At 36.7% G+C, this 20,959-nt stretch carries 26 protein-coding genes and 1 other RNA gene; 21 read left to right on the plus strand and 6 right to left on the minus strand.

Annotation, left to right across the window (positions count from 1 at the left end):
• Positions 1-129 precede the first annotated feature (129 nt).
• From gpsB to NST46_RS16150, 3 genes are all read left to right on the plus strand, one after another.
• Positions 130-438: a cell division regulator GpsB gene (gpsB, locus tag NST46_RS16140; RefSeq protein ID WP_095309043.1), complete on the plus strand. Its 309-nt coding sequence runs from the start codon at positions 130-132 to the stop codon at positions 436-438.
• A gap of 82 nt (positions 439-520) precedes the next feature.
• Positions 521-894: RNase P RNA component class B (rnpB, locus tag NST46_RS16145), an RNA gene on the plus strand.
• A gap of 308 nt (positions 895-1,202) precedes the next feature.
• Positions 1,203-2,330 carry a THUMP domain-containing class I SAM-dependent RNA methyltransferase gene (locus NST46_RS16150; protein ID WP_341137475.1) on the plus strand — a complete coding sequence of 376 codons (1,128 nt, stop codon included), beginning with the start codon at positions 1,203-1,205 and terminating at the stop codon, positions 2,328-2,330.
• A 50-nt stretch (positions 2,331-2,380) separates the two neighbouring features.
• On the opposite strand, the gene NST46_RS16155 is transcribed toward NST46_RS16150, so the two are convergent.
• Genes NST46_RS16155 through NST46_RS16165 form a run of 3 tightly spaced genes read right to left on the minus strand, consistent with a single transcriptional unit; the run spans position 2,381 to position 4,742 of the window.
• Complete coding sequence (locus tag NST46_RS16155) at positions 2,381-4,072, minus strand: b(o/a)3-type cytochrome-c oxidase subunit 1 (RefSeq protein ID WP_419776329.1); 1,692 nt, start codon at positions 4,070-4,072, stop codon at positions 2,381-2,383.
• Entirely contained in the window at positions 4,072-4,575 is a 504-nt protein-coding gene (locus tag NST46_RS16160; protein WP_341137476.1) for a cytochrome B5, read from the minus strand. Before NST46_RS16160 ends, NST46_RS16155 begins: the two co-directional genes overlap by 1 nt.
• A 29-nt stretch (positions 4,576-4,604) precedes the next feature.
• Entirely contained in the window at positions 4,605-4,742 is a 138-nt protein-coding gene (locus NST46_RS16165; protein ID WP_095309051.1) for a cytochrome c oxidase subunit 2A, read from the minus strand.
• 414 nt (positions 4,743-5,156) lie between these two features.
• On the opposite strand from NST46_RS16165, the gene NST46_RS16170 reads away from it, so the two are divergent.
• From NST46_RS16170 to NST46_RS16185, 4 genes are all read left to right on the plus strand, one after another.
• Positions 5,157-5,588: an SRPBCC domain-containing protein gene (locus tag NST46_RS16170; RefSeq protein WP_341137477.1), complete on the plus strand. Its 432-nt coding sequence runs from the start codon at positions 5,157-5,159 to the stop codon at positions 5,586-5,588.
• A complete protein-coding gene (locus NST46_RS16175) occupies positions 5,575-5,763 on the plus strand; it encodes a helix-turn-helix domain-containing protein (RefSeq protein WP_341137478.1) in 189 nt (62 codons plus the stop codon). Before NST46_RS16170 ends, NST46_RS16175 begins: the two co-directional genes overlap by 14 nt.
• Complete coding sequence (locus NST46_RS16180; protein WP_341137479.1) at positions 5,756-5,905, plus strand: hypothetical protein; 150 nt, start codon at positions 5,756-5,758, stop codon at positions 5,903-5,905. The genes NST46_RS16175 and NST46_RS16180 overlap by 8 nt, the downstream gene beginning before the upstream one ends.
• A 273-nt stretch (positions 5,906-6,178) precedes the next feature.
• The gene (locus tag NST46_RS16185) at positions 6,179-6,640 is read left to right on the plus strand and encodes an SRPBCC family protein (RefSeq protein ID WP_341137480.1); all 462 of its coding nucleotides are present in this window, start codon (positions 6,179-6,181) and stop codon (positions 6,638-6,640) included.
• 578 nt (positions 6,641-7,218) lie between these two features.
• Here the strand turns inward: NST46_RS16185 and NST46_RS16190 are convergent.
• Entirely contained in the window at positions 7,219-7,419 is a 201-nt protein-coding gene (locus NST46_RS16190; protein ID WP_095309061.1) for a cold-shock protein, read from the minus strand.
• 318 nt (positions 7,420-7,737) lie between these two features.
• Between NST46_RS16190 and NST46_RS16195 the strand changes: the two genes are divergently transcribed.
• From NST46_RS16195 to NST46_RS16250, 12 genes are all read left to right on the plus strand, one after another.
• Positions 7,738-9,408: a formate--tetrahydrofolate ligase gene (locus tag NST46_RS16195; RefSeq protein ID WP_303449239.1), complete on the plus strand. Its 1,671-nt coding sequence runs from the start codon at positions 7,738-7,740 to the stop codon at positions 9,406-9,408.
• Complete coding sequence (locus NST46_RS16200; protein ID WP_340001928.1) at positions 9,408-9,998, plus strand: HD domain-containing protein; 591 nt, start codon at positions 9,408-9,410, stop codon at positions 9,996-9,998. Before NST46_RS16195 ends, NST46_RS16200 begins: the two co-directional genes overlap by 1 nt.
• A gap of 299 nt (positions 9,999-10,297) precedes the next feature.
• Positions 10,298-11,254: a thymidylate synthase gene (locus NST46_RS16205; protein ID WP_095309067.1), complete on the plus strand. Its 957-nt coding sequence runs from the start codon at positions 10,298-10,300 to the stop codon at positions 11,252-11,254.
• A gap of 17 nt (positions 11,255-11,271) precedes the next feature.
• Positions 11,272-11,760 carry a dihydrofolate reductase gene (locus NST46_RS16210; protein WP_095309069.1) on the plus strand — a complete coding sequence of 163 codons (489 nt, stop codon included), beginning with the start codon at positions 11,272-11,274 and terminating at the stop codon, positions 11,758-11,760.
• A 108-nt stretch (positions 11,761-11,868) separates the two neighbouring features.
• Complete coding sequence (gene tatA, locus NST46_RS16215) at positions 11,869-12,081, plus strand: twin-arginine translocase TatA/TatE family subunit (RefSeq protein ID WP_095309071.1); 213 nt, start codon at positions 11,869-11,871, stop codon at positions 12,079-12,081.
• 18 nt (positions 12,082-12,099) lie between these two features.
• A complete protein-coding gene (gene tatA / locus NST46_RS16220; protein ID WP_095309073.1) occupies positions 12,100-12,282 on the plus strand; it encodes a twin-arginine translocase TatA/TatE family subunit in 183 nt (60 codons plus the stop codon).
• A gap of 486 nt (positions 12,283-12,768) precedes the next feature.
• Positions 12,769-13,536, plus strand: a complete 768-nt coding sequence (gene tatC / locus NST46_RS16225) for a twin-arginine translocase subunit TatC (RefSeq protein ID WP_095309075.1) — start codon at positions 12,769-12,771, stop codon at positions 13,534-13,536.
• 11 nt (positions 13,537-13,547) lie between these two features.
• Positions 13,548-13,760, plus strand: coding sequence for a YozE family protein (locus NST46_RS16230; protein WP_095309077.1), 213 nt, complete (start codon positions 13,548-13,550; stop codon positions 13,758-13,760).
• Between the two features lie 418 nt (positions 13,761-14,178).
• Positions 14,179-14,457: a YqfQ family protein gene (locus NST46_RS16235; protein WP_240033789.1), complete on the plus strand. Its 279-nt coding sequence runs from the start codon at positions 14,179-14,181 to the stop codon at positions 14,455-14,457.
• 155 nt (positions 14,458-14,612) lie between these two features.
• On the plus strand, positions 14,613-15,572 hold the full coding sequence (msrA, locus tag NST46_RS16240) for a peptide-methionine (S)-S-oxide reductase MsrA (protein WP_095309082.1): 960 nt from the start codon (positions 14,613-14,615) through the stop codon (positions 15,570-15,572).
• A gap of 40 nt (positions 15,573-15,612) precedes the next feature.
• Positions 15,613-15,822 (plus strand): DUF6501 family protein, encoded by a 210-nt coding sequence (locus tag NST46_RS16245; protein WP_095309084.1) that lies wholly within the window; start codon positions 15,613-15,615, stop codon positions 15,820-15,822.
• Between the two features lie 268 nt (positions 15,823-16,090).
• Positions 16,091-16,651: a histidine phosphatase family protein gene (locus NST46_RS16250; RefSeq protein WP_340001926.1), complete on the plus strand. Its 561-nt coding sequence runs from the start codon at positions 16,091-16,093 to the stop codon at positions 16,649-16,651.
• Positions 16,652-16,745: 94 nt separating this feature from the next.
• Here NST46_RS16250 and NST46_RS16255 read toward each other — a convergent pair whose 3' ends face one another.
• Positions 16,746-17,936 (minus strand): M14 family metallopeptidase, encoded by a 1,191-nt coding sequence (locus NST46_RS16255; protein WP_341137481.1) that lies wholly within the window; start codon positions 17,934-17,936, stop codon positions 16,746-16,748.
• A gap of 143 nt (positions 17,937-18,079) precedes the next feature.
• Between NST46_RS16255 and NST46_RS16260 the strand changes: the two genes are divergently transcribed.
• Both NST46_RS16260 and NST46_RS16265 read left to right on the plus strand, forming a co-directional pair.
• Positions 18,080-18,319 (plus strand): indolepyruvate ferredoxin oxidoreductase subunit alpha, encoded by a 240-nt coding sequence (locus tag NST46_RS16260; RefSeq protein WP_303449252.1) that lies wholly within the window; start codon positions 18,080-18,082, stop codon positions 18,317-18,319.
• A 171-nt stretch (positions 18,320-18,490) separates the two neighbouring features.
• The gene (locus NST46_RS16265) at positions 18,491-20,017 is read left to right on the plus strand and encodes an FAD-dependent oxidoreductase (RefSeq protein WP_341137482.1); all 1,527 of its coding nucleotides are present in this window, start codon (positions 18,491-18,493) and stop codon (positions 20,015-20,017) included.
• 47 nt (positions 20,018-20,064) lie between these two features.
• On the opposite strand, the gene NST46_RS16270 is transcribed toward NST46_RS16265, so the two are convergent.
• Positions 20,065-20,952: a LysR family transcriptional regulator gene (locus tag NST46_RS16270; protein WP_303449256.1), complete on the minus strand. Its 888-nt coding sequence runs from the start codon at positions 20,950-20,952 to the stop codon at positions 20,065-20,067.
• Between the last annotated feature and the right edge of the window lie 7 nt (positions 20,953-20,959).

Consider the following 20,959-nt stretch of genomic DNA (forward strand, 5'->3'; position numbering starts at 1 on the left):
CAGTTTCCTTTTTTATGGTATAATAAAAATATAATTTCGGTAATAAAGCTTCTTTTGATTCATACATTTATAATTGAACCTAATTAATTCTATTAAAAATAGTATAGATGAAGATCATGAGGTGATGAGATGAGTATAAATCGAGTTCAACTTAGTGGAAAAGATATTTTGGAAAAGGATTTTAAAACAGCAATGCGTGGATATAATCAAGAAGAAGTTGATGAGTTTTTAGATATTATCATACAAGATTATGATTTGTTTAAGCAAGAAGTCGACCGATTACAAGCCGAAAATGAAAAACTCAGAAAAAATTCTACTGACCAAACAAGATCAAGAGCACCACAAGCTACTAGTCAAGTTAATTATGACGTATTAAAACGTCTATCTAATTTGGAAAAAGCAGTTTTTGGTAAAAAATTCGTTGAATCAGGTGAATAGTTTTTATCGAGGTTTAAAGCAGTTTTATGCAGTTGTTGAAAAATGTTCACAGGTATGATATGCTTATACGTACGGTAATTAAATGCTCATGTAATCGCTGCATGTAAATGCAGAGGAAAGTCCATGCTCACACAGACTGAGATGTCAGTAGTGTTCGTGCTTGATGAATTCATAAGTCAAGGTAGCTTTTATGCTAACGGCAGAAAACATTCCTAAGTCAAAAATGATATGGAACTATTCTTTAAAGTGCCACAGTGACGTAGCTGGAGTGGAAACACTCTGGGTGGAACGAGGTAAACCCCACGAGTGAGCAACCCAAATAATGGTAGGGGCATCCTTTAGTAGGGAATTCAACCGAAACAGGGACAAGTTTTAACTTGTAGATAGATGATTACAACCGGAGTACGAGGTTGACCACCGTTTGCAGTACTATGGTACAGAACATGGCTTATCGAGCATTTAATGGTCTGATTACGAATAGAAACCTTTCTTTGCCGGTATCGGTATAGGAAAGGTTTTTTTATTTTAAAGTTCTAGAAGTTGTTTGAAAAAGCCTGGAAAAAATGACACATCGAGAACAGAGGACCTTCGACTAAGTATCGACACGTGCTAGTGTCGGCGTTGCAACAAAGCTTTTCGATAGGGCGAGTAATCGTAGTCCCAGAACGTTGCGTTCTTAGTCACCTTGGACCTTTTTATCCTCCTTTTTGAATGCACACTAATATGGTAAACTAGGACTAACTTAAATTGAAGGGAATAGTTGGATGCAAAAAGTAACATTAATCGCAACTGCAGCAATGGGTTTAGAATCAATAGTTGCACATGAAGTAAAACAATTAGGATACGAAGTAACTGTAGACAACGGCAAAGTTATATTTGAAGCACCACTTTCAGCTATACCGCGCTGTAATTTATGGTTGCGCAGTGCTGACCGAATTAAATTAATTGTTGGCCAATTTAAGGCTACAACATTTGATGAGCTCTTTGAAGCAACGAAAGCATTACCGTGGGAATATTATATCGCAGAGGATGGCCAATTCCCGGTCTCAGGTAAATCTGTGAAATCAACGCTATTTAGTGTGTCTGACTGTCAAGCTATTGTAAAAAAGGCCATTGCAGAAAGATTAAAACTAAAATATGGCCTGGCTACCAAAATGCCAGAAACAGGAGCTTTCTATAAAACAGAAGTTGCGATATTAAAGGATACTGTAACATTAACAATCGATACATCAGGTACAGGCCTTCATAAACGAGGATACCGCGTTGGACAAGGTGAAGCGCCGCTAAAAGAAACATTAGCAGCTGCACTGATTATGCTAACGAACTGGAAACCCGAATATCCGTTGATTGATCCATTCTGCGGTTCCGGGACAATTGCAATTGAGGCGGCCCTAATTGGACAAAATATTGCACCTGGCTTCAATCGGGAGTTTGCTTCAGAGGATTGGACGCTTGTAAGAAGAAAGCTGTGGGATGATGCTTTTGAAGAAGCAGAAGACAAGGCAAACTATGACCAAAAGCTAATGATTACAGGCTCAGACATAGACCATAAAATGATCCAAATTGCTAATGACAATGCAATCGAAGCAGGGCTAGGAGATCTGATAACCTGGAAGCAGATGCAAGTAAGTGATTTAACTTTACGCCAGGAGAATGGATATATTATTAGCAACCCACCATATGGTCAGCGTATTGGGGACCAGGACATTGTTGCAGAGATGTATCGAGATTTAGGAAATATAATGAAAAACCATCCGTCCTGGAGCGTTTATATCATTACTGCCTTTGAAGCATTTGAAAAACATTATGGTGGACAGGCAACAAAGAAAAGAAAACTATTCAACGGATTTATCCAAACGAATTATTATCAATATTTTGGTGGAAAATTATGAGTAAATAAAATGGAAGAAGCAGCTGTTATCGCTGTTTCTTCCATTTTATTTTAGGAATTACCAATTGGCCAGTCGAACGGTACTGATCCCGGTGGTGAATTCTGTATAATATCTACAAACGGAATGGTGTATGCAAAAAGTATTAAAGCTATCGTGATGGCAATCCATAGCTTCCAGTTTTCCATCCACTTTGGTGTCGGCTCAGCATTTTCTTCTTCCTCTGCAATTGGGAATTCTTCCACTCCTTTTGGTGAGAAAAAGGTCAGCTTGATGAAAATATATACCATGAGAATAATCCCGACAAAAAGAATGGTGCCTCCAATCGCTTGTGCCATTTGATAAGCACCCCACGAGACAGCTTGTTCAGTTCCGCCATAATCCGAATATGCAGAACGTCTCGGTCCACCTAGCAGACCTTGGATATGCATGGCTCCGGACATGATTAGCATACCGACTCCCCAGACAATCGTTTGAAAAATACCTAAACGATTAACGGATTTTGTAAGCTTCCTACCTGTTAAATGCGGGATAAGCCAATACGTAATGCCGAAAAACGTTAAAATAACTGTGGTGGCAACAGTAAGATGAAAGTGCCCCGTAACCCAAATCGTATTATGGACAAGCGTGTTCACTTGATGAGAAGCATTTATTATTCCACCTGCGCCCCCAGGAATAAAAGCTAGCATACCAACAAATGGAGCAAAGAAGCGAACATCTTTCCACGGTAGATGCTTAAACCAACCAAACAAACCTCCATATCCTTTACGTCGGCCTGTGATTTCAAAAGTAGCAAATAAAGAAAATGCTGTCATTAAACTAGGAATGATAACCATAAATGTTAAAACTACCTGGATAAATTTCCATGTAGGGTCAATCCCTGGTTCTGTTAGCTGATGGTGAAATCCAACAGGTATGGAAAAAAACAGAAATAGCACAAATGATAATCTGGCTAAAGAATCACTAAACAGTTTTCCGCCAATAATCTTGGGGATAATCGCATACCACGCCATGTAAGCAGGCAATAGCCAAAAATATACTAATGGATGACCGAAATACCAGAATAATGTTCGACTAACGAGAACATTAATTGTTTCCGCATAACCAAGAGACCATGGAATAAATTGTACTAGTACCGCTGCAGCAACACCCAATGAAGCAATAAACCACATAATCATATTAATCGTTACCATAAATGCTAGTAAGGGAGATTTTTCTCCAGGATGACCTTTCTTCCATAAGTAGAGCTGGCGCCAATTTACAAAGGCAGCAACCCAAGTACCAACGATGACTAAAGCTAAACCGATATAAAAGGCTGGATGGGCTTTTAATGGTGCATAAAACGTATAGAGTACACTCGCTTTGCCTAATAAAATAGTTACGGCTGTAACCAGTGTTCCAATCGTCATAATCCAAAAGGCAAGCCATGATACCTTACGTTGTTTAACTGACATTCCAACCGTTTTACTCATTAACGTAAACTGAAAGCCGATAATAAAAAATGTTGTTAGTACAAGTGCTAGGATAACGCCATGTACTGTTAAAATTTGATAGTAACCAATACCAAATGGAAGTGTGAAACTTCCCGACCGAACTAGTACTTGCAACAAACCCATTAAACCACCAATAAATAAAGATATAAAAGCTACATACATAAAAGACATATAAAGTTTTGCTTCTTGTTTTGGAATTGCAAGCAATTGTCTAGGATCTTCATTAGGTAATACGACATTTCGAAGCGCCATTATTGATACACCTCCACGGTTGTATACATCATATGGTGACCAATACCACAGTACTCATTACAGAGTAAGGTAAATTCAGCTGCTTGATTCATTTCAACCTCCATACTACTGATATAACCAGGTTCAACCATCATATTTACATTTGTCCCAGCAATATTAAAACCATGAATTACATCCTTTGTTACAACTTGAAATAGTACAGTTGCACCTTTAGGGATTTCAATATGATTTATTGCATTGCCATCTGCATCAACACCAAAGTCATAATGGAATGCACTTGCAACGACATTGACAATATATCGGTCTTCATCCACTTTTGTCAGCCCTAAATTTTCAGGCTTAAAAGCTTCATGGGCCTCTACATTTTGAGGGTCAATTGTCACACCATGGCTTTGAGGGTGAGTGCCAAGATAAAAAGCTCCGTAACCAAGAATAACCAAAAATAGTACTAATGCTCCGATACCAAATGTAAGCCATATTTTTTCAAACTTATGAAAATGCATCTTTTCTCACTCCTTTTTAATCACCTTTCTTATCTTGAAAGGAAAATTGCAAAAACAACAGTCCAACTAATGACAATAAATAAACCTAAGGCTCCCACCGATAATAATGTACCTTTTAAATTTGGCTCTTTCTCATGATTCGTGTAAGTTTTCCCATTCTGTTTCACTGCATATCATCCTCCCATCATGTTATCGGTTACTTATATTTTCATCATACACAAAGTGGAAACATAAATTAGTGAAATAATTAACGTTTCACAATTTGTTCAATTACGCTAGTAACTATATATCTTAGGACTTTACTAACTTTTAAGTATAAAAAGTATGTGAAATAAGTATGAATAAATACCTATTTATCTTGACAATAAACTGGACTACTGTATGGTTTTTTAGATTAGAAGAAATACGAAGAAGTAAACTATCCGCCCGTTCGCTCTATAAGGGCACTTTAAATAATAAAGACTAAAGCGACCACTCCAAGTGATCGCCAACCGCTAAATTTAAGTGCAATTATAAAGTTGGACATAGTAGAAATATGTGCTAACCTATGGTTGCACGTCCTAAAGTTAGGAGGAGTGGTAATGAATGATGATCGTATTGAACGAGAGATCTTTATTAATGCATCTGTTCAAACGGTATGGGAGTTGATAAGCCAACCAGCATGGTGGGTGGGTGATGCACCAGGACCAGACAGGGTACAAGTAGACGGGTCACATATTGTAGCGGATACGAAGTATGGTAAATTCACGGTATTAATTGAACAAGAAGATTCACCTAACTACCTTTCATGTCGGTGGGCAAGTTCATTTCCCGGTGAGGAGCCAGGAGAAGATAACTCTACACTCGTTGAGTTTATGCTGAAAGAAAAGGATGGGGGTACTTGGCTTAGTGTAGTAGAAAGTGGATTTTCCAGCCTTGCCGTTTCTGAGGAAGAAAAACATAAATTTTTTAAAGAAAATGTAAAGGGATGGATTTATCAATTGGAAACGGTGCGAAAACTTGCTGAGCAGTAATATGCCATCTGCAGACAATAAAAATTTTGAAAAGGTTCTAATTGCGTTAGCAGACCCAACTCGTCGTGAGCTGCTTGACCACATTGCAATTATAGGACAAGTAACAGCAACAACATTGGCGACTAAGGTAACTGTATCTCGTCAAGCGGTTGTTAAACACCTCAGTTATGGATAATGCTGGATTAGTTACCTCCAAACGTGTTGGGCGGGAAGTTCGATACAAAGTGTGTCCAGAACAACTATCGAGTGAAGCGGATTGGGATAGAAAATTAGAATGGATTAAACGTGTAGCAGAAACAAACAATAATTCCGACTGACATAACCCATATAATCTTCGATACAACAATGGATAAACCTGAAAAATACAGCAGTGGACGACCTACCTGATGCAAGATTATGTAACTCTTGTGATTCCTCCCTCAAGAATAGTTCAGATGTAACTATAAAACATAAAGTACATTCTAACAGGAAAGAGGTATATACCTCAAAAAAAGCTTGGATCGAAATGTTTGAAGCAATGAAAGATGTAGAAGTGTTAGTTAAAGAGACTTATGAGGAATTGATTTTAAATGATGAAAGGAGAAATTAAAATGATAACACTGAATCATATACCGGTTATAAAATCAGAAATGCTTATTCGCAGACCGGTTGAAGAAGTATTTGAAGCTTTTATCAATCCGGAAATAACTACAAAATTTTGGTTTACCAAAAGCAGTGGGAGATTAGAAGAGGGGAAGCATATAAAGTGGGAATGGGAGATGTACGGCGTTTCTGATGACCTTTTTGTAAAAGAAATCGAGCAAAACAAAATAATTCGGATTGAATCCTCAGACAGCACTAAAACTGAGTGGATATTTACTCCCCGAACAGAAAACGAAACATTTGTCTCAATTACAAACTCAGGGTTTCCAGGCAATGGAGATGATATGGTAAACTATGCTATTGGATCAATGGGAGGATACACGATGGTCCTTTGTGCACTAAAGGCACTTCTTGAGCATAACATCATTCTAAATGTTGTAGCAGACAAAGCTCCTGATGATCACATTTAATAGTAAGAGATAGTTTGTAATCTAACCTATGAACTTGATTTACTATTGTATATGCAAGAAAGAATAGCGTATTTCTAATTGGTTCTGATGCTTCAGATATACTTGACCTCGTTCCGATAATAGATATTCGAATTTAAGGTTGCCAGAATTATTGAGAGTATTAAGGGTGACGAATAATGTAATTTTTCACCTGATCGATTGTGTCAGACAGTGTTTGCTTGTTTAAAGTTTCCCAAAAAGGAGTAACTAAAAGCCCCATTTCTCATTTTTAATAAAGAAAAATTAGGCTTTTTGTAATTTCGTTAACGTTATTAATCCGTATTTTCTGGCACTCTGCATTCATGTACACAGTCTTTGTAAGATTAATCCTATGCTTGTTATTATCTTTTCATATAAAAGTTTACTTCTATATTTGGGTAAACGCTATATGGTACGTACAATTCACAAAGTCTATATAACGCTAGGAGATTTTTTCTTTTTCATGATACCTCTATAACTTTCACAGGCAGCGTCTATGGTTTTAAAAGTATAATAAAAAAGCAGTGAATAATCACTGCTTTCACTTCTATGTGTTTTGCTTATTTTTTTACAACATTTGCGGCTTGTGGACCGCGTTCGCCTTCAACAATTTCAAAAGTAACTTCTTGCCCTTCTTCTAAAGACTTGAAGCCTTCCTCTTGGATTGCTGAGTAATGGACGAATACATCATTACCTTCTTCCAATTGGATAAATCCATAGCCTTTTTCAGCATTGAACCATTTTACTACTCCGTTTTCCATGTCTTATTCCTCCCAAATTCCCACGTGAAATGCGTGTTAATACAAAGTATAGACTCAGAATATATTAAAAAAGGCAGGTTCTATAGAAGTGTAGGATCATATTGCATCCACTTCTATAGAAGCTGCCTTTTCGTCAATGATTCCGTACATCTTCTTTGCTTGCCCCTAATATAGCTTATTTGGAACAACTCGTCAAGAAATTAACACTTAAATTCTGCATTTATCAAATCTTTACATTTATCCATTATCCATTTGTTAATGAAAAAAGCAATGGAAAGGGTTAAACTATATTATAGAACTATGAAAAGGAGCATCGATATGAAAACAGATATAGAAATCGCCCAACAGGCAAAATTAAAACCCATAACCGAAATTGCGAAAATGCTCGATTTAACCACGGATCACTACGAACCTTATGGTTATACAAAAGCAAAGCTTTCCGATAAATTATTAGAAAAATGGAAAGACAAGCCAAACGGAAAAATAATTCTCGTAACCTCCATTAATCCCACACCTGCAGGAGAAGGAAAGTCAACCGTAACAGTTGGCTTAGGGCAAGCGTTAAATCAGTTAGGAGAAAAGGCTGTTATCGCCTTGCGTGAACCATCGCTTGGTCCTGTGATGGGATTGAAGGGAGGAGCCGCTGGAGGAGGTTATTCCCAAGTATTACCGATGGAAGAAATTAATCTTCATTTTACCGGGGATATCCATGCAATCACGAGTGCAAATAACTTGTTATCTGCCGTAATCGACAATCATATTCACCGCGATAATAAGTTACATATTGATCCGAGAAAAGTGGAGTGGAAACGGGTTGTTGATATGAATGATCGAGCGCTGAGACAGGTAGTTGTTGGTCTAGGAGGTTCTTCCCAAGGTGTACCTAGAGAGGATGGCTATACAATAACAGCCGCCTCAGAAATAATGGCCATTTTATGTCTAGCAGATAACATGGAAGATTTGAAAACAAGACTTTCAAAAATTGTTATTGGCTATACATATGATGATCATCCAGTTACAGTGAAAGATCTTGAAGTAGAAGGAGCTTTAACATTACTTTTAAAGGATGCATTCAAGCCAAATCTCGTACAAACAATCGAAAATACGGCAGCTGTCATCCACGGTGGTCCTTTTGCCAATATTGCACATGGTTGTAATAGTATAATCGCTACAAAAACCGCTGCAAAATTAGGTGATTATGTTATAACTGAAGCTGGCTTTGGAGCGGATTTAGGTGCTGAAAAATTCCTGAATATAAAAACGCAAGCAGGTAATTTTCATCCTGATGCAATTGTTATTGTAGCTACTGTCAGAGCATTAAAAATGCACGGCGGCGTAACAAAGGAGAATTTGAATACAGAAAACATCGAGGCGTTGAAAGCGGGCATGGAAAACTTAAATAAACATATTGATACCATTGAACGATTTGGGCTCCCATATGTAATTGCCATTAATAAATTCCCAACTGATACAAGTGCTGAAACAGATTTTATCGAATCTTGGTGCCAATCCAGAGGAATCGATGTAGCATTAGCAGATGTATGGGCTAAAGGCGGAGCTGGCGGTATTGAGCTAGCTAGGAAAGTTATGACGAAAACAATGACGTCTGAAACCAAGTTTACTCGAACTTACAATGCTAATGATACGTTAGAAACGAAGATAAGAAAAATAGCACAGACGGTATATGGTGCTGATGATATTGAATTATCACTAAAGGCAAAGAAACAAATTGTTTTCTTTGAAAAACAAGGATGGGGCAATCTGCCAGTCTGTATGGCCAAAACACAATATTCTTTATCAGATGACCCAACATTATTAGGCCGACCGAGCGGTTTTACAATTTCTATTCGCGAGTTAAAAGCTTCTATTGGAGCTGGATTTATAGTTGTTCTAACAGGTGATCTCATGACAATGCCAGGATTACCTAAGACACCTGCCGCCTTACACATGGATATAGATGCAAACGGGAAAATTATGGGATTATCATAATGGAAAAAGAAGTACAAATTAAGCACATTCGAGATTATGTATTCACATTGTTTCAAGCTGACGAATCAGGTCATGATTATTTCCATATGGAACGTGTTGCACGTATCTCTAGAAAGATTGCTGAAGTGGAGCAGGCTAATGTTTTTCTTTGTGAAGCGGCTGCTTGGTTGCATGATGTTGGCGATAGGAAGCTCTTCCATAATCCAAATGAAGCTATAGAGGAAATGAACACTTTTTTATGTGATATTTCTTTAAATAAAATCCAAATTAATGAAATTAATCATATTATTTCTGGAATTTCTTTTAGTAAGGGAATTGCTGTTCCAGACACTTTAGAAGGAAGAATTGTTCAAGATGCGGACCGACTGGATGCGATTGGGGCAATTGGCATTGCGAGAACGTTTGCGTTTGGGGGTGCTAATCAGCAACTAATGTATCACCCAAACAGTAAATCGACATCCATTCAGCATTTTTATGATAAGCTTTTGACGTTAAAAGATTTAATGCATACAGAATCAGCCAGAGAAATGGCGAAAGAACGCCATCAATATATGGAATCGTTTCTTAAACAATTTTTTCAAGAATGGTAAACGTGCAGTTTAAGAAATTTGATCATTCTATTTTTATTCAATAAATAACTGTCACGTATATTTCTAGAAATATGTCTAGAAAGGAGGAAGCTGGGACATAACAAAAGTGTTTAATGTTAAAGACGAACGTTGCATAAACTTAGCGAAGTATATATCCGGAGCGGGTTATTTGCACCAATCATGTTCGGTTTTTATTTCATAAAAATACTTTTGGCTCAGCCTCAATAAAATCTGTTATAATAACAATTAATGTTTAAATACTGTTTCTTATGCAAGGCATAGGGGTTAGGAGTGATAGCATGATAAAAGGTGAACAAGCCTACTTGGATCTATGTCAGCATATCCTTGATAACGGCTTTAAAAAAGGAGATCGAACAAATACAGGAACATACTCTGTTTTTGGACATCAAATGCGCTTTGACTTAAGTGAAGGGTTTCCATTATTAACAACAAAAAGAGTACCATTTCGACTTGTTGCAAGTGAACTTCTCTGGTTTCTAAAGGGAGATACGAATATACGCTATCTATTGGAAAACAATAATAATATTTGGAATGAATGGGCGTTTGAAAAATGGATTCATAGTGAAAAATACACCGGTCCAGATATGACAAATTTCGGAATCCGCAGCCAAGAGGATGAAGAATTTAATCTGTTGTATCAGGAGCAAATGAACTTATTTAAGGAAAGAATCTGCAAAGATGAGGAATTTGCAAAGACGTTCGGTGATCTTGGGTCTGTTTATGGAAAACAGTGGCGTAAATGGAAAACGTCACGCAATGAAACAATCGATCAAGTACAGGAAGTGATTGAATCCATTCGTCATAACCCTAACTCCAGAAGGCATATTGTGTCGGCATGGAATCCAGAGGATCTTCCGGAAATGGCATTGCCACCTTGCCACACCTTATTCCAATTTTATGTTGCAGATGGCAAGCTTTCTTGTCAGTTGTATCAGCGAAGTGCAGATGTTTTCCTTGGGGTGCCATTCAACATTGCAAGCTATGCTTTATTGACACATTTAATTGCACATGAATGTAACTTAGAAGTTGGGGAGTTTGTACACACACTTGGAGACGCACATATCTATTCAAACCATGTTGAACAAGTTCAAACACAGCTTAAGCGTGAGGTACGTGCCTTTCCTAGCTTAAAGATAAATCAGGAAAAATCATCTATTTTTGATTTTGAACTTACAGATTTTGAAATTGTAGATTACAATCCACATCCAAGTATTAAAGCACCAATCGCAGTTTAAGCAGTGGAGGGACAGAAATGATATCATTATTACTCGCAATGGATCGCAATCACGTTATTGGTCTAAACAATGAAATGCCATGGCATCTTCCAAAAGATTTACGTTTTTTTAAAGAAAAAACAACTGGTAATACGATTATTATGGGGAGAAAAACATACGATTCCATGGGAGGCGCGTTACCGAATCGTGAGAATGTCGTATTAACGAAGTCAAAAACTGATTTTCCGGAACATGTGAAGGTAATTGACCAGTTACAAACAGTAGTTGAATGGAATACGGACAATCCGGATAAAGAGTATTTCATTATTGGCGGCGGAAATATTTTTAATCAAGTAATTGATATAGCGGATCGAATGTATATTACTTGGATTGATGAAGAATTTGATGGGGATACCTTTTTCCCGAGCTTTTCAGAAGGTGAATGGGAATTAACAGCTAAAGTTAAAGGTGAGAGAAACGAAACGAATCCTTATGACTATTATTTTTTACAATATGATAGAAAATAGCAGCGCTTGTTTAATAGGGAATAAAGAGGTAAAATATAGATAGAATTTGCTGTATTCTAAAATCAGCTGATTTTATGAGTTAAATTTTAGCATAGAGAAGGTGTACACATGTTAGCAAATATCGGGGTGCCTGGGTTAATATTGATTGTTTTACTTGCATTGATTGTATTTGGTCCAAAGAAACTCCCGGAAATTGGTAAAGCTGCTGGACAGACGCTGCGTGAATTCAAAAACTCTACTCGCAATCTAACAGAAGATGCGAAAGGGGAAATAAACGAAGTAAAGGCAATTGTTCATGGTGACAGCAAAGAAACTAAATAAATTTCGGAGTGATACAAAATGTTAGGTAACATTGGGATTCCTGGTTTAATTCTAATACTTATTGTTGCATTAATCGTTTTTGGCCCGTCTAAATTACCTGAAATCGGCAAGGCTTTTGGAAACTCTCTACGGGAATTTAAGAATGCTACACAGGGCATCGTAAACGATAAAGAAAATAAAAGCGAAGATAAAAACAGTTAATAGATCGGTGATGGAGGTGTAGGGACTATTCCTTACATCTTCTTTTGTGCTAACTTAGGAAGCAATAAAATTTGAATGCTGTGGATAACATTGTTACCTAAACAGCCAAGTCCAGCTGCAGCGCTTAAGCGTTAGCGATACTTCCCTCACCTCATGACAGGATAAAGAAGACTTGCCGACTGGCTAATACAAGAGGCCTAGTCGCACGTATACCCTTGCGGTGAAAGCTGGCACCTGACTTTAGTAAAAGGATGGGCGATTAAAACCAGGCTACGCCTAACATGGGCATACCCTAAAGGGGTCTTTTTAGATGAACTTGACTCTCGCCCGTAGAGGCGAAAGTCATAGATCATCTTATACTTTGGAGTGAATCTCCTGCATAGGAATGTTCGATCCATCGAACCACGTCAAAGTTCGGGACGCAGTCCGTACGTCGCTAACCGGGCGTTTGCGCTTTTGTTCTATAGATGGTAGGGAGTGATTAGAATGACAGAAGACCAGCAACAAGTAAATAATGATAAGGATATGAATTTAGTTGGCCACTTATCCGAATTAAGAAACAGACTCATTATAACAGCAGTTTTCTTTATTGTTTTTTTTATTGTTGGGTTTATATTTGTAGAAGATATTTATTCTTTTTTTCGTAAAGATATAGATTTAGAATTAACCGTAATAAGTCCAACTGAAATTATTTGGATTTATTTTTCGATGGCAGGATTAGTAGCAATCATTGGTACGATTCCAGTTCTATCCTATGAAATTTGGGCATTTATTAAACCTGGATTGACGCCGTATGAGCGAAAAGCATCTTTATCCTATATTCCAGCTCTATTTTTACTGTTTATTGGTGGATTAGTATTCGGCTATATCGTATTTGTTAAATTGATTATGCCGTTTTTACTTTCATTAAACGATGGTATGTTTAATGTCATGTTTACAGTGGATCGCTATTTCAAATTCTTATTACGGGTAACATTGCCGTTTGCGTTGCTATTTGAATTACCACTCATAACAATGTTCTTAACGACTTTAGGAGTAATTACTCCTGATTTCCTATCTAAAAACAGAAAATATGCCTATTTTATTTTAATTGTAATTGGTGTATTAATTACACCACCAGATTTTGTTTTACAACTTGTAGTGGCTATTCCGTTAATAATTCTATATGAAATCAGTATCTATATGTCTCGAATCGTTTACCGAAAGAAGCTGCGGAAAAATGAAGCCTTTATGCAAGAAAACAACATTTCGTAATGGGGGATTAGATGCGTTCTTTTTATCATTTCTTATTGACTTATCGTGGTAAAACAAGACCTGATGAAAAATCAAGACTTGCAGACTGGGCATTTAAAGATCATAATTTCCCTAAACAAGCAACGGATTATAATGATGTAAGTGATTATTTAGAATGGAACAGCCCCTTTCCAAATGCAGTAAATGTTTTTGATGAATTGTGGGAGATCTATCAATCCGATTAAAAAAGACCAAACTTCTCGCTTAACCAACCCCCTAGAAATGTATCTAGGGGGTTAGTTAAATTCTAAAATTAAACAAACGTTTGATCAATTATCAGAAATCCCATGTATGTTAAGTGTGGCATTAATATTACAAATTACGACTTATTTTTTGATTTAGAATGAGAGATCGTGTAGTATTTGTTGATTCCTGCGGTTTCCCAGGAAATATTTCCTCACCTATTTATTTGCCTACACATATTAATGCAAATAAACGTAAACTAATCATAGAGGATTTTATGTTGAAAGGGGATATCCTATGTTACTTCCATCCAGGCAACAAAGACAACGACAGTTCTATCCTTCCACAATGAACAGATCAATGCAGCGTAGCATACAACCTAGCCAATTGAAGACAACTAAAGTAGGAGGAAAAGGAGTTATGAGCGGTCTTTCAAAGACACTCGACGGGGTGCAGCAAGTACTAAACATGGTTCAAACAGGAGCTCCGATTGTGAAAGAATACGGACCAATGATAAAAAATCTACCTGCAATGTATCGAATGATAAAGGTTTTTAAAGAAATAGAAAAAAGTGATGATAAAGAAGAAGTCACTGAGACGCATGAAAGTAAACCATCTGAATCACAAGAAAGTGCGGCTGCATCAAGAACAAAACGGTCATCTACAATCAATGTTCCAAAACCCAGATTGTATATATAACATTTTAAGTCGCCCCACTTGATTTTTCTCTATAAAAAGGGAAAAATAAAGATAAGCCATTGGATTACTTTAAGTTAATCTGATAAAGATGATAATTTTCATATGAGTATATATAGTTTGATAAGAGCAATTCAATTTATACTGGAGGTATTTACATGTCTACAAATTTAAAGTTAGCAACATTTGCAGGTGGGTGTTTCTGGTGCATGGTCGAACCCTTTGATCAACGTCCTGGAATTGAAAGCATCGTTTCTGGTTATACTGGAGGGCATGTTGAAAATCCAACATATGAACAGGTTTGCACAAATACCACAGGACATGTGGAAGCAGTGCAAATAACATTTAATCCAAATTATATGTCTTATGAGGAACTAGTAAACACTTTCTGGCAGCAAATCGATCCAACAGATGCAGGGGGACAATTTAATGATAGGGGAGAGTCCTATCAAACAGCAATCTTCTATCATGATGAATCACAAAAGCAGATTGCCGAGAAATCAAAGCAAAAATTGGAAGCAAGTGGGAAATTCTCTAAACCGATTGCTACACAAATTCTTCCTGCTAAACCCTTCTACCGTGCGGAAGACAGTCACCAGGATTATTATAAAAAGCAATCGTTCCATTACCGGCTATATAAAAAAGGATCAGGTAGGGAAGATTTTATTAAGGATAATTGGCAAGAGAAGTATGATAAAGCAGCGTTAAAGAAAAAGTTAACACCAATCCAGTATCATGTAACACAAGAGAATGGGACTGAGCGTCCTTTTCAGAATGAGTATTGGGATAATAACAAGGAAGGCATTTATGTTGATGTTGTGTCTGGAAAAGCCCTTTTTTCCTCACAAGATCAATATGATGCTGGCTGTGGTTGGCCAAGCTTTACGAAGCCGATTGACGCATATCAACTAAAAGAAAACATGGATACTACTCATGGGATGATACGAACAGAAGTTAAAAGTAATAGTTCAAACTCTCATTTAGGACATGTATTTGAAGATGGACCAGTGGAGGCTGGTGGGTTACGTTATTGTATGAATTCTGCTGCAATGCGCTTTATCCCGAAAGAAAAAATGGCTGATGAAGGGTACGGGGAATACCTACATTTATTTAATTAACGGTAATATTATTATGTAAACCAGAAAGAAGGAATAAAAAATGATTCACTTAAATTGGGGAAATAGAGAAACACTAAAAAAAATTGAATGTGTTCATGCAGATGCTAAGAAATTTATTGTTCATCATAAGCTTACACCAGGAAAAATCTATGATGTAAAAAATGAATCGGATGAATTTTACTTTATCATTGATAATAGTAACCGGATGGCAGGATTTAGGAAAGATTATTTTAAAGAAGTGAAGAATTAAAAAAATAACAGGAGCAATCCTGTTATTTTTTATTCCTGCCAGGAAACTATATAGTTTGTATGCAGTGGATAACTTCATCTCGGAGCGACCACGACCAGTCACACCTCGCTATGCAGGTGCTTTTGCTTTTGTTCATTATATTTTCATTAAATTTTAGAATATATTGTTTTCTATTCCAACATTTGATGCTATAATTTATCTACTCATTTACAACTTATCCAACTGTAGACTTAGTAGAGAACCATCCAAACTGGAGGGATGATCGAACATGAAAAAAATTTATTTTGTCAGACATTGTTCCGCTCACGGTCAACACAGGGATTCTCCGTTAACAAAAGACGGAATTAAACAAGCAAGAGAGCTAGCCGAATATTTTAATGAGCTGCCGATAACGTTTGATCTAATTCTTTCAAGTCCTTACTTAAGAGCGATTGAAAGTATTAAGCCATATGCAGAATTAACAGATTCAACGATTCAAATTGACGAACGTTTAAAAGAGCGTATTCTTAGTGAAGAGCCGGTTGAAGACTGGATGGATGGACTGGAACAATCCTTTTTGGATGAACATTTTTCGTTGCCAGGTGGAGAGTCTGCACGAGATCTATTGCATCGATGTAATGGGGTTTTAAATCCTCTTTATAATGACTCTTCTATTAAACATGCTATTATAGTCAGTCATGGAAATTTATTATCCCATGTTTTTCATCAATTTGATAAACGCTTTGGCTTTAATCAATGGAAAGAATTAAGAAATCCAGATATCTATCTGTTGCAGTTTGATGATACTGACAGTATGCTGGAATGTGTCTGGAGACCAAATGAATTGTAAGAGGTTGTTCAAAAAAATGACACATCGAGAACAGAGGACGTTCGATTAGCTACCGACACGTCCTGCTTTAGGTCCTTTTCATCTTGAACAAGAATTATAAGTATAAATTTGCTAACATTATTCCCAAGCTGTCTTCATAAATTTCCTGAAATTGCTCGATCGGCAGGGGGTTGACACCTTCTCCAAGTTCTACTGTAAAGCCAGGTCTTCGAAATTCTTGAATAAACCAATCCTTATATCCTGCATAACTATCAACATATTGAATAGGTGTATAGCCACTGACTCTTTCATACTCATTTACAATTTCTGCGGATTCAGGTGGCTCTAATCCTTCAAATCCCCAAAAAATAACTTTTCCTTGAGTATGAAAAGCGTTCATCCTTCTAAAGTTTCTTTCTTCAGCTAAATTTGCCATTGCAATTGCTTCTGGTTCTGTTAATGGAGCAGTTCCTGGAAAATCTCTAGGTTGTGGAATTGTTGGTTTTCTATCTGCTTCAATTTCCCATAAAGCAGGAAATTGATTATTTAAATCAACGCCATTAATATTTGCCTTCCAACCTGAAAAATCTTGACTTTGCTGATTAATAGCTAAAACAGAATTACTATAGTCACCAGCTGCAGATGCTCCCTGTATTACGAGATTTACTCCATCCGGATTAACCATCGGCACAGCTGAAAATAGCGTTGCTTGGTACATTGGTAACGTTGCAAGGTCATTGATAGGCAGTCCATTTGTAAGCGATAAAGCATACTCATTAATAAATCGCATGATAATCGGAGTAGTAATCCATTCATTTGCATGAAATGATCCATTTAGGTGAACTTCAGTTGGTCCAGCACCAATTTGCAGTTCCGTAATATCTTTGCCCATTACAGAACTACCGATAGATCTTTTCATAATAAATGGATAAATGGAAAGCAGCTTATTTATATCTGTTACCATTCTTTCATACGTATAATTTGCTATATCATCAATTACAAATTCAGTAACTCTCCGAGGCAGATAAATGGTCTGGCCAACCTGAAGCTGTGAAGAATCAATTGTCGAATTCATTAATTCTATCAAATCTAATGGTATATTATTTTCGATTGCTAGTGTCCAAAATGTATCATTCGGTTCAATTGTATAATTTTCTCGTAAATAGCCTGGTATTTTAATTTCTTGCCCAACTTGAATTTGTAATGCATTTATCCCGGGATTTGAGGTTTCGATTAAGATTACTGGGATGTTAAATAACTGGCTATAATACCAAAGCGAATCACCTAAACGTACAGTAATTTTCATTATCATTCTCCCTTTCAACATGAATATTACATCATATGTTTATTGAAAAGAATGATGAATCTTTTATTTTTTTAAGATAATACGCTATAATAGGTAAACATACATGTAATAATACATCATTGTGTACGAAGGAGGAGATTTGTTTGGCTTTTGTAATTACATCACCTTGTAAAGCAGAAAAAGCAGGAGAATGTGTAGAAGTATGTCCTGTTGATTGTATAGAAGAAGGCAAAGATATGTTTTACATTGATCCTGACATTTGTATTGATTGCGGAGCATGTGAGGCAGTTTGTCCGGTAGAAGCAATTTTTATCGAAGACGAGGTCCCAGAAGAGGAAACACCTTATATTGCATTAAACCGTGCATTCTTTGAAGACAGATAACAAATCAGTAAGCCGCATACCACCATGGTTGCGGCTTTTTTCTTGATGAAGCTAACTATGCTAACAATCTGTTTCTTATCGTAGGATTTTTATATGCGTTTTGTAAGTCGTACATAAATTTCCCTGTATTGGTAATAATGATTCTATCTAAATAGATAGGAGAGAGGCAGATTGGCTAAATCAACATTACCACAATTTCCTGAACCTATATGGCGTGAAAATCTATCATTACCGAAATTCTCGACCTTAAATGAATCCATTAAAACAGATGTAGCCATTATTGGAGGAGGCATTACAGGAATAACTGCAGCGTATTTACTATCGAAACAGAATCTTAAGGTAGCATTACTTGATGCAGGCTCCATTTTAAATGGAACTACAGGCCATACTACCGCGAAAATAACAGCACAGCATGGCCTGATTTACGATGAATTAATTCACCATTTTGGTTTGGAAAAAGCATCCCTGTATTATCAGGCTGCTGAAGAAGCGAAACAGTTTATTGAAGACATAATAAGTAAGAAGGGGATTGAATGCAGCCTCACCACAGAGGATGCTTATCTTTACACAAACAATGACACATATTTGGAAAAAATAGAGAAGGAAAAAGAAGCATATGACAAATTAAAAATAACTAATAAATTAGTCGAAAGCATACCACTTAATATTCCAGTAAAAGCGGCTCTTGTTATGCAGGCACAAGCACAATTTCATCCATTAAACTATCTGAAAGCATTAGTGGAAGAGAGCTTACAAAAGTCTGTAACTATTTATGAAAATACAACAGCTGTAGATATTGAATATAATAAGCATCCTAGTGTCATAACAAGGGATGGACATCGAGTAACATGCCGATATGTAATTGTAGCTTCTCATTTCCCTTTCTATGACCGGGAAAGCTTTTATTTTACTCGCATGTTTTCTGAAAGATCATATCTTATCGCAGGAAAGTCGCCAAATGATTTTCCAGGAGGAATGTATATTAGTGCGGAATCACCAACACGCTCCATTAGATCTGTAAAGTTGCATGATGATATGGAGTTTGTGCTCATTGGTGGAGAAAATCATAAAACAGGTCAAGGCGACTCTACAATTGCGCATTATGAAGCCTTGCAGAAATTTGCTAACGTACACTTTCAAGTCGAAAAAATTGACTATAGGTGGTCAGCACAAGACTTAACAACCTTGGATAAAGTGCCATATATCGGACCAACGATGAAAGACGAGGATGCAGTACTTGTTGCTACAGGCTATCGTAAATGGGGGATGACGAATGGAACAATTGCAGCTAAGATACTGTCAGATACCATCTTGCGTAAAGAAAATCCATATGCAGATCTATTTAAACCATCAAGATTTCAAGCTGATCCTTCGGTAAAGAAATTTATGGAGGTAAATGCCGATGTAGCGAAACATTTGTTAAAAGGAAAACTAGAATTTACAAAGGATACGGTTAAAGACCTTAAGGCCGATGACGCAACAGTTACCAGGATCGACGGTAATCGAGTTGGTGTTTATAAAGATAAAGATAGTAAACTCCATATGGTGGATACAACTTGTACACATTTAGGGTGTGAAGTAGAGTGGAACTCCGGTGAACGTTCATGGGATTGCCCTTGCCACGGATCTCGATTTTCTTATACAGGCGAGGTTTTAGACGGACCTGCTAAAAAGCCTTTAAAACGAATTAAAAATTAAATTAAAAACATGGTCCTATTGAACAGGACCATGTTTTTAATTGGAATTTAACTATAATGGTAATTTTTAATAAAGTGGACAAATTCTTTTTCTATCGGAAGTCCAGGCTTACAAATGATGTACATACTGGATGAAGGGACGTCTATAAAATCAATTGGAACTTCTAAAATTCTTCCTTCCATCAGTTCGCGTTTGATTATTGATTTTGGCAAAAAGCTAATACCAATGCCTTCCATTACAAAACGCTTTGTAGCATGTGTTTGATTTACTTTCATCATCCGTAAAGCAGGGATGAGCTGCTTGAGTTGTTCTTTTAGATTGCTCCAATAACTTGGATGATTATCTGTAAATAAAATATGATTCTCTAATAATTCTTTCGCATCGATAACAGGACCAATTTCCAAATCATATCCATCATGATTACAAACAAGGCTAACGGGTTCTTCGTGGAATTTTATTGACTTTACGTTTGATAACCCGGGAATACAGGATAAGCCAATATCAACTTCTCCATTTTCGATTAAAGAAGAAATTTCAATTGATTCAACAACTTGAATCGATACTTCAACATATGGATTTTCATCTATATATGTTCGTAATATACTTGGTAAAATAGTCTCTGTGAACATGGGAGAAATAGCAATACGAATCGTTCGTTGATATCCTTGTTTATATCGATTGATAGCTTCCAAGCTTTTATCCATTTGAGAAAGGATCTCTTGTGCCTCCTGATAAAAAAATCTTCCGAACTCAGTTAGCTGTACATTTCTACCGTGTTTTATAAAGAGCCTCTCACCAAGTTCTTTTTCTAATAGTTTCATTTTCGATGTGATTGCAGGCTGGGTCATAAATAATTTTTCTGCGACAATTCTAAAATTTTCAACCTCTGCAGCCATTAAAAATGTTTGTAAGGTTCTTTGGTCGATTATAATCACCTCATTG

This window comes from Oceanobacillus sp. FSL W7-1309 (assembly GCF_038002145.1).
GTDB lineage: Bacteria > Bacillota > Bacilli > Bacillales > Amphibacillaceae > Oceanobacillus > Oceanobacillus profundus.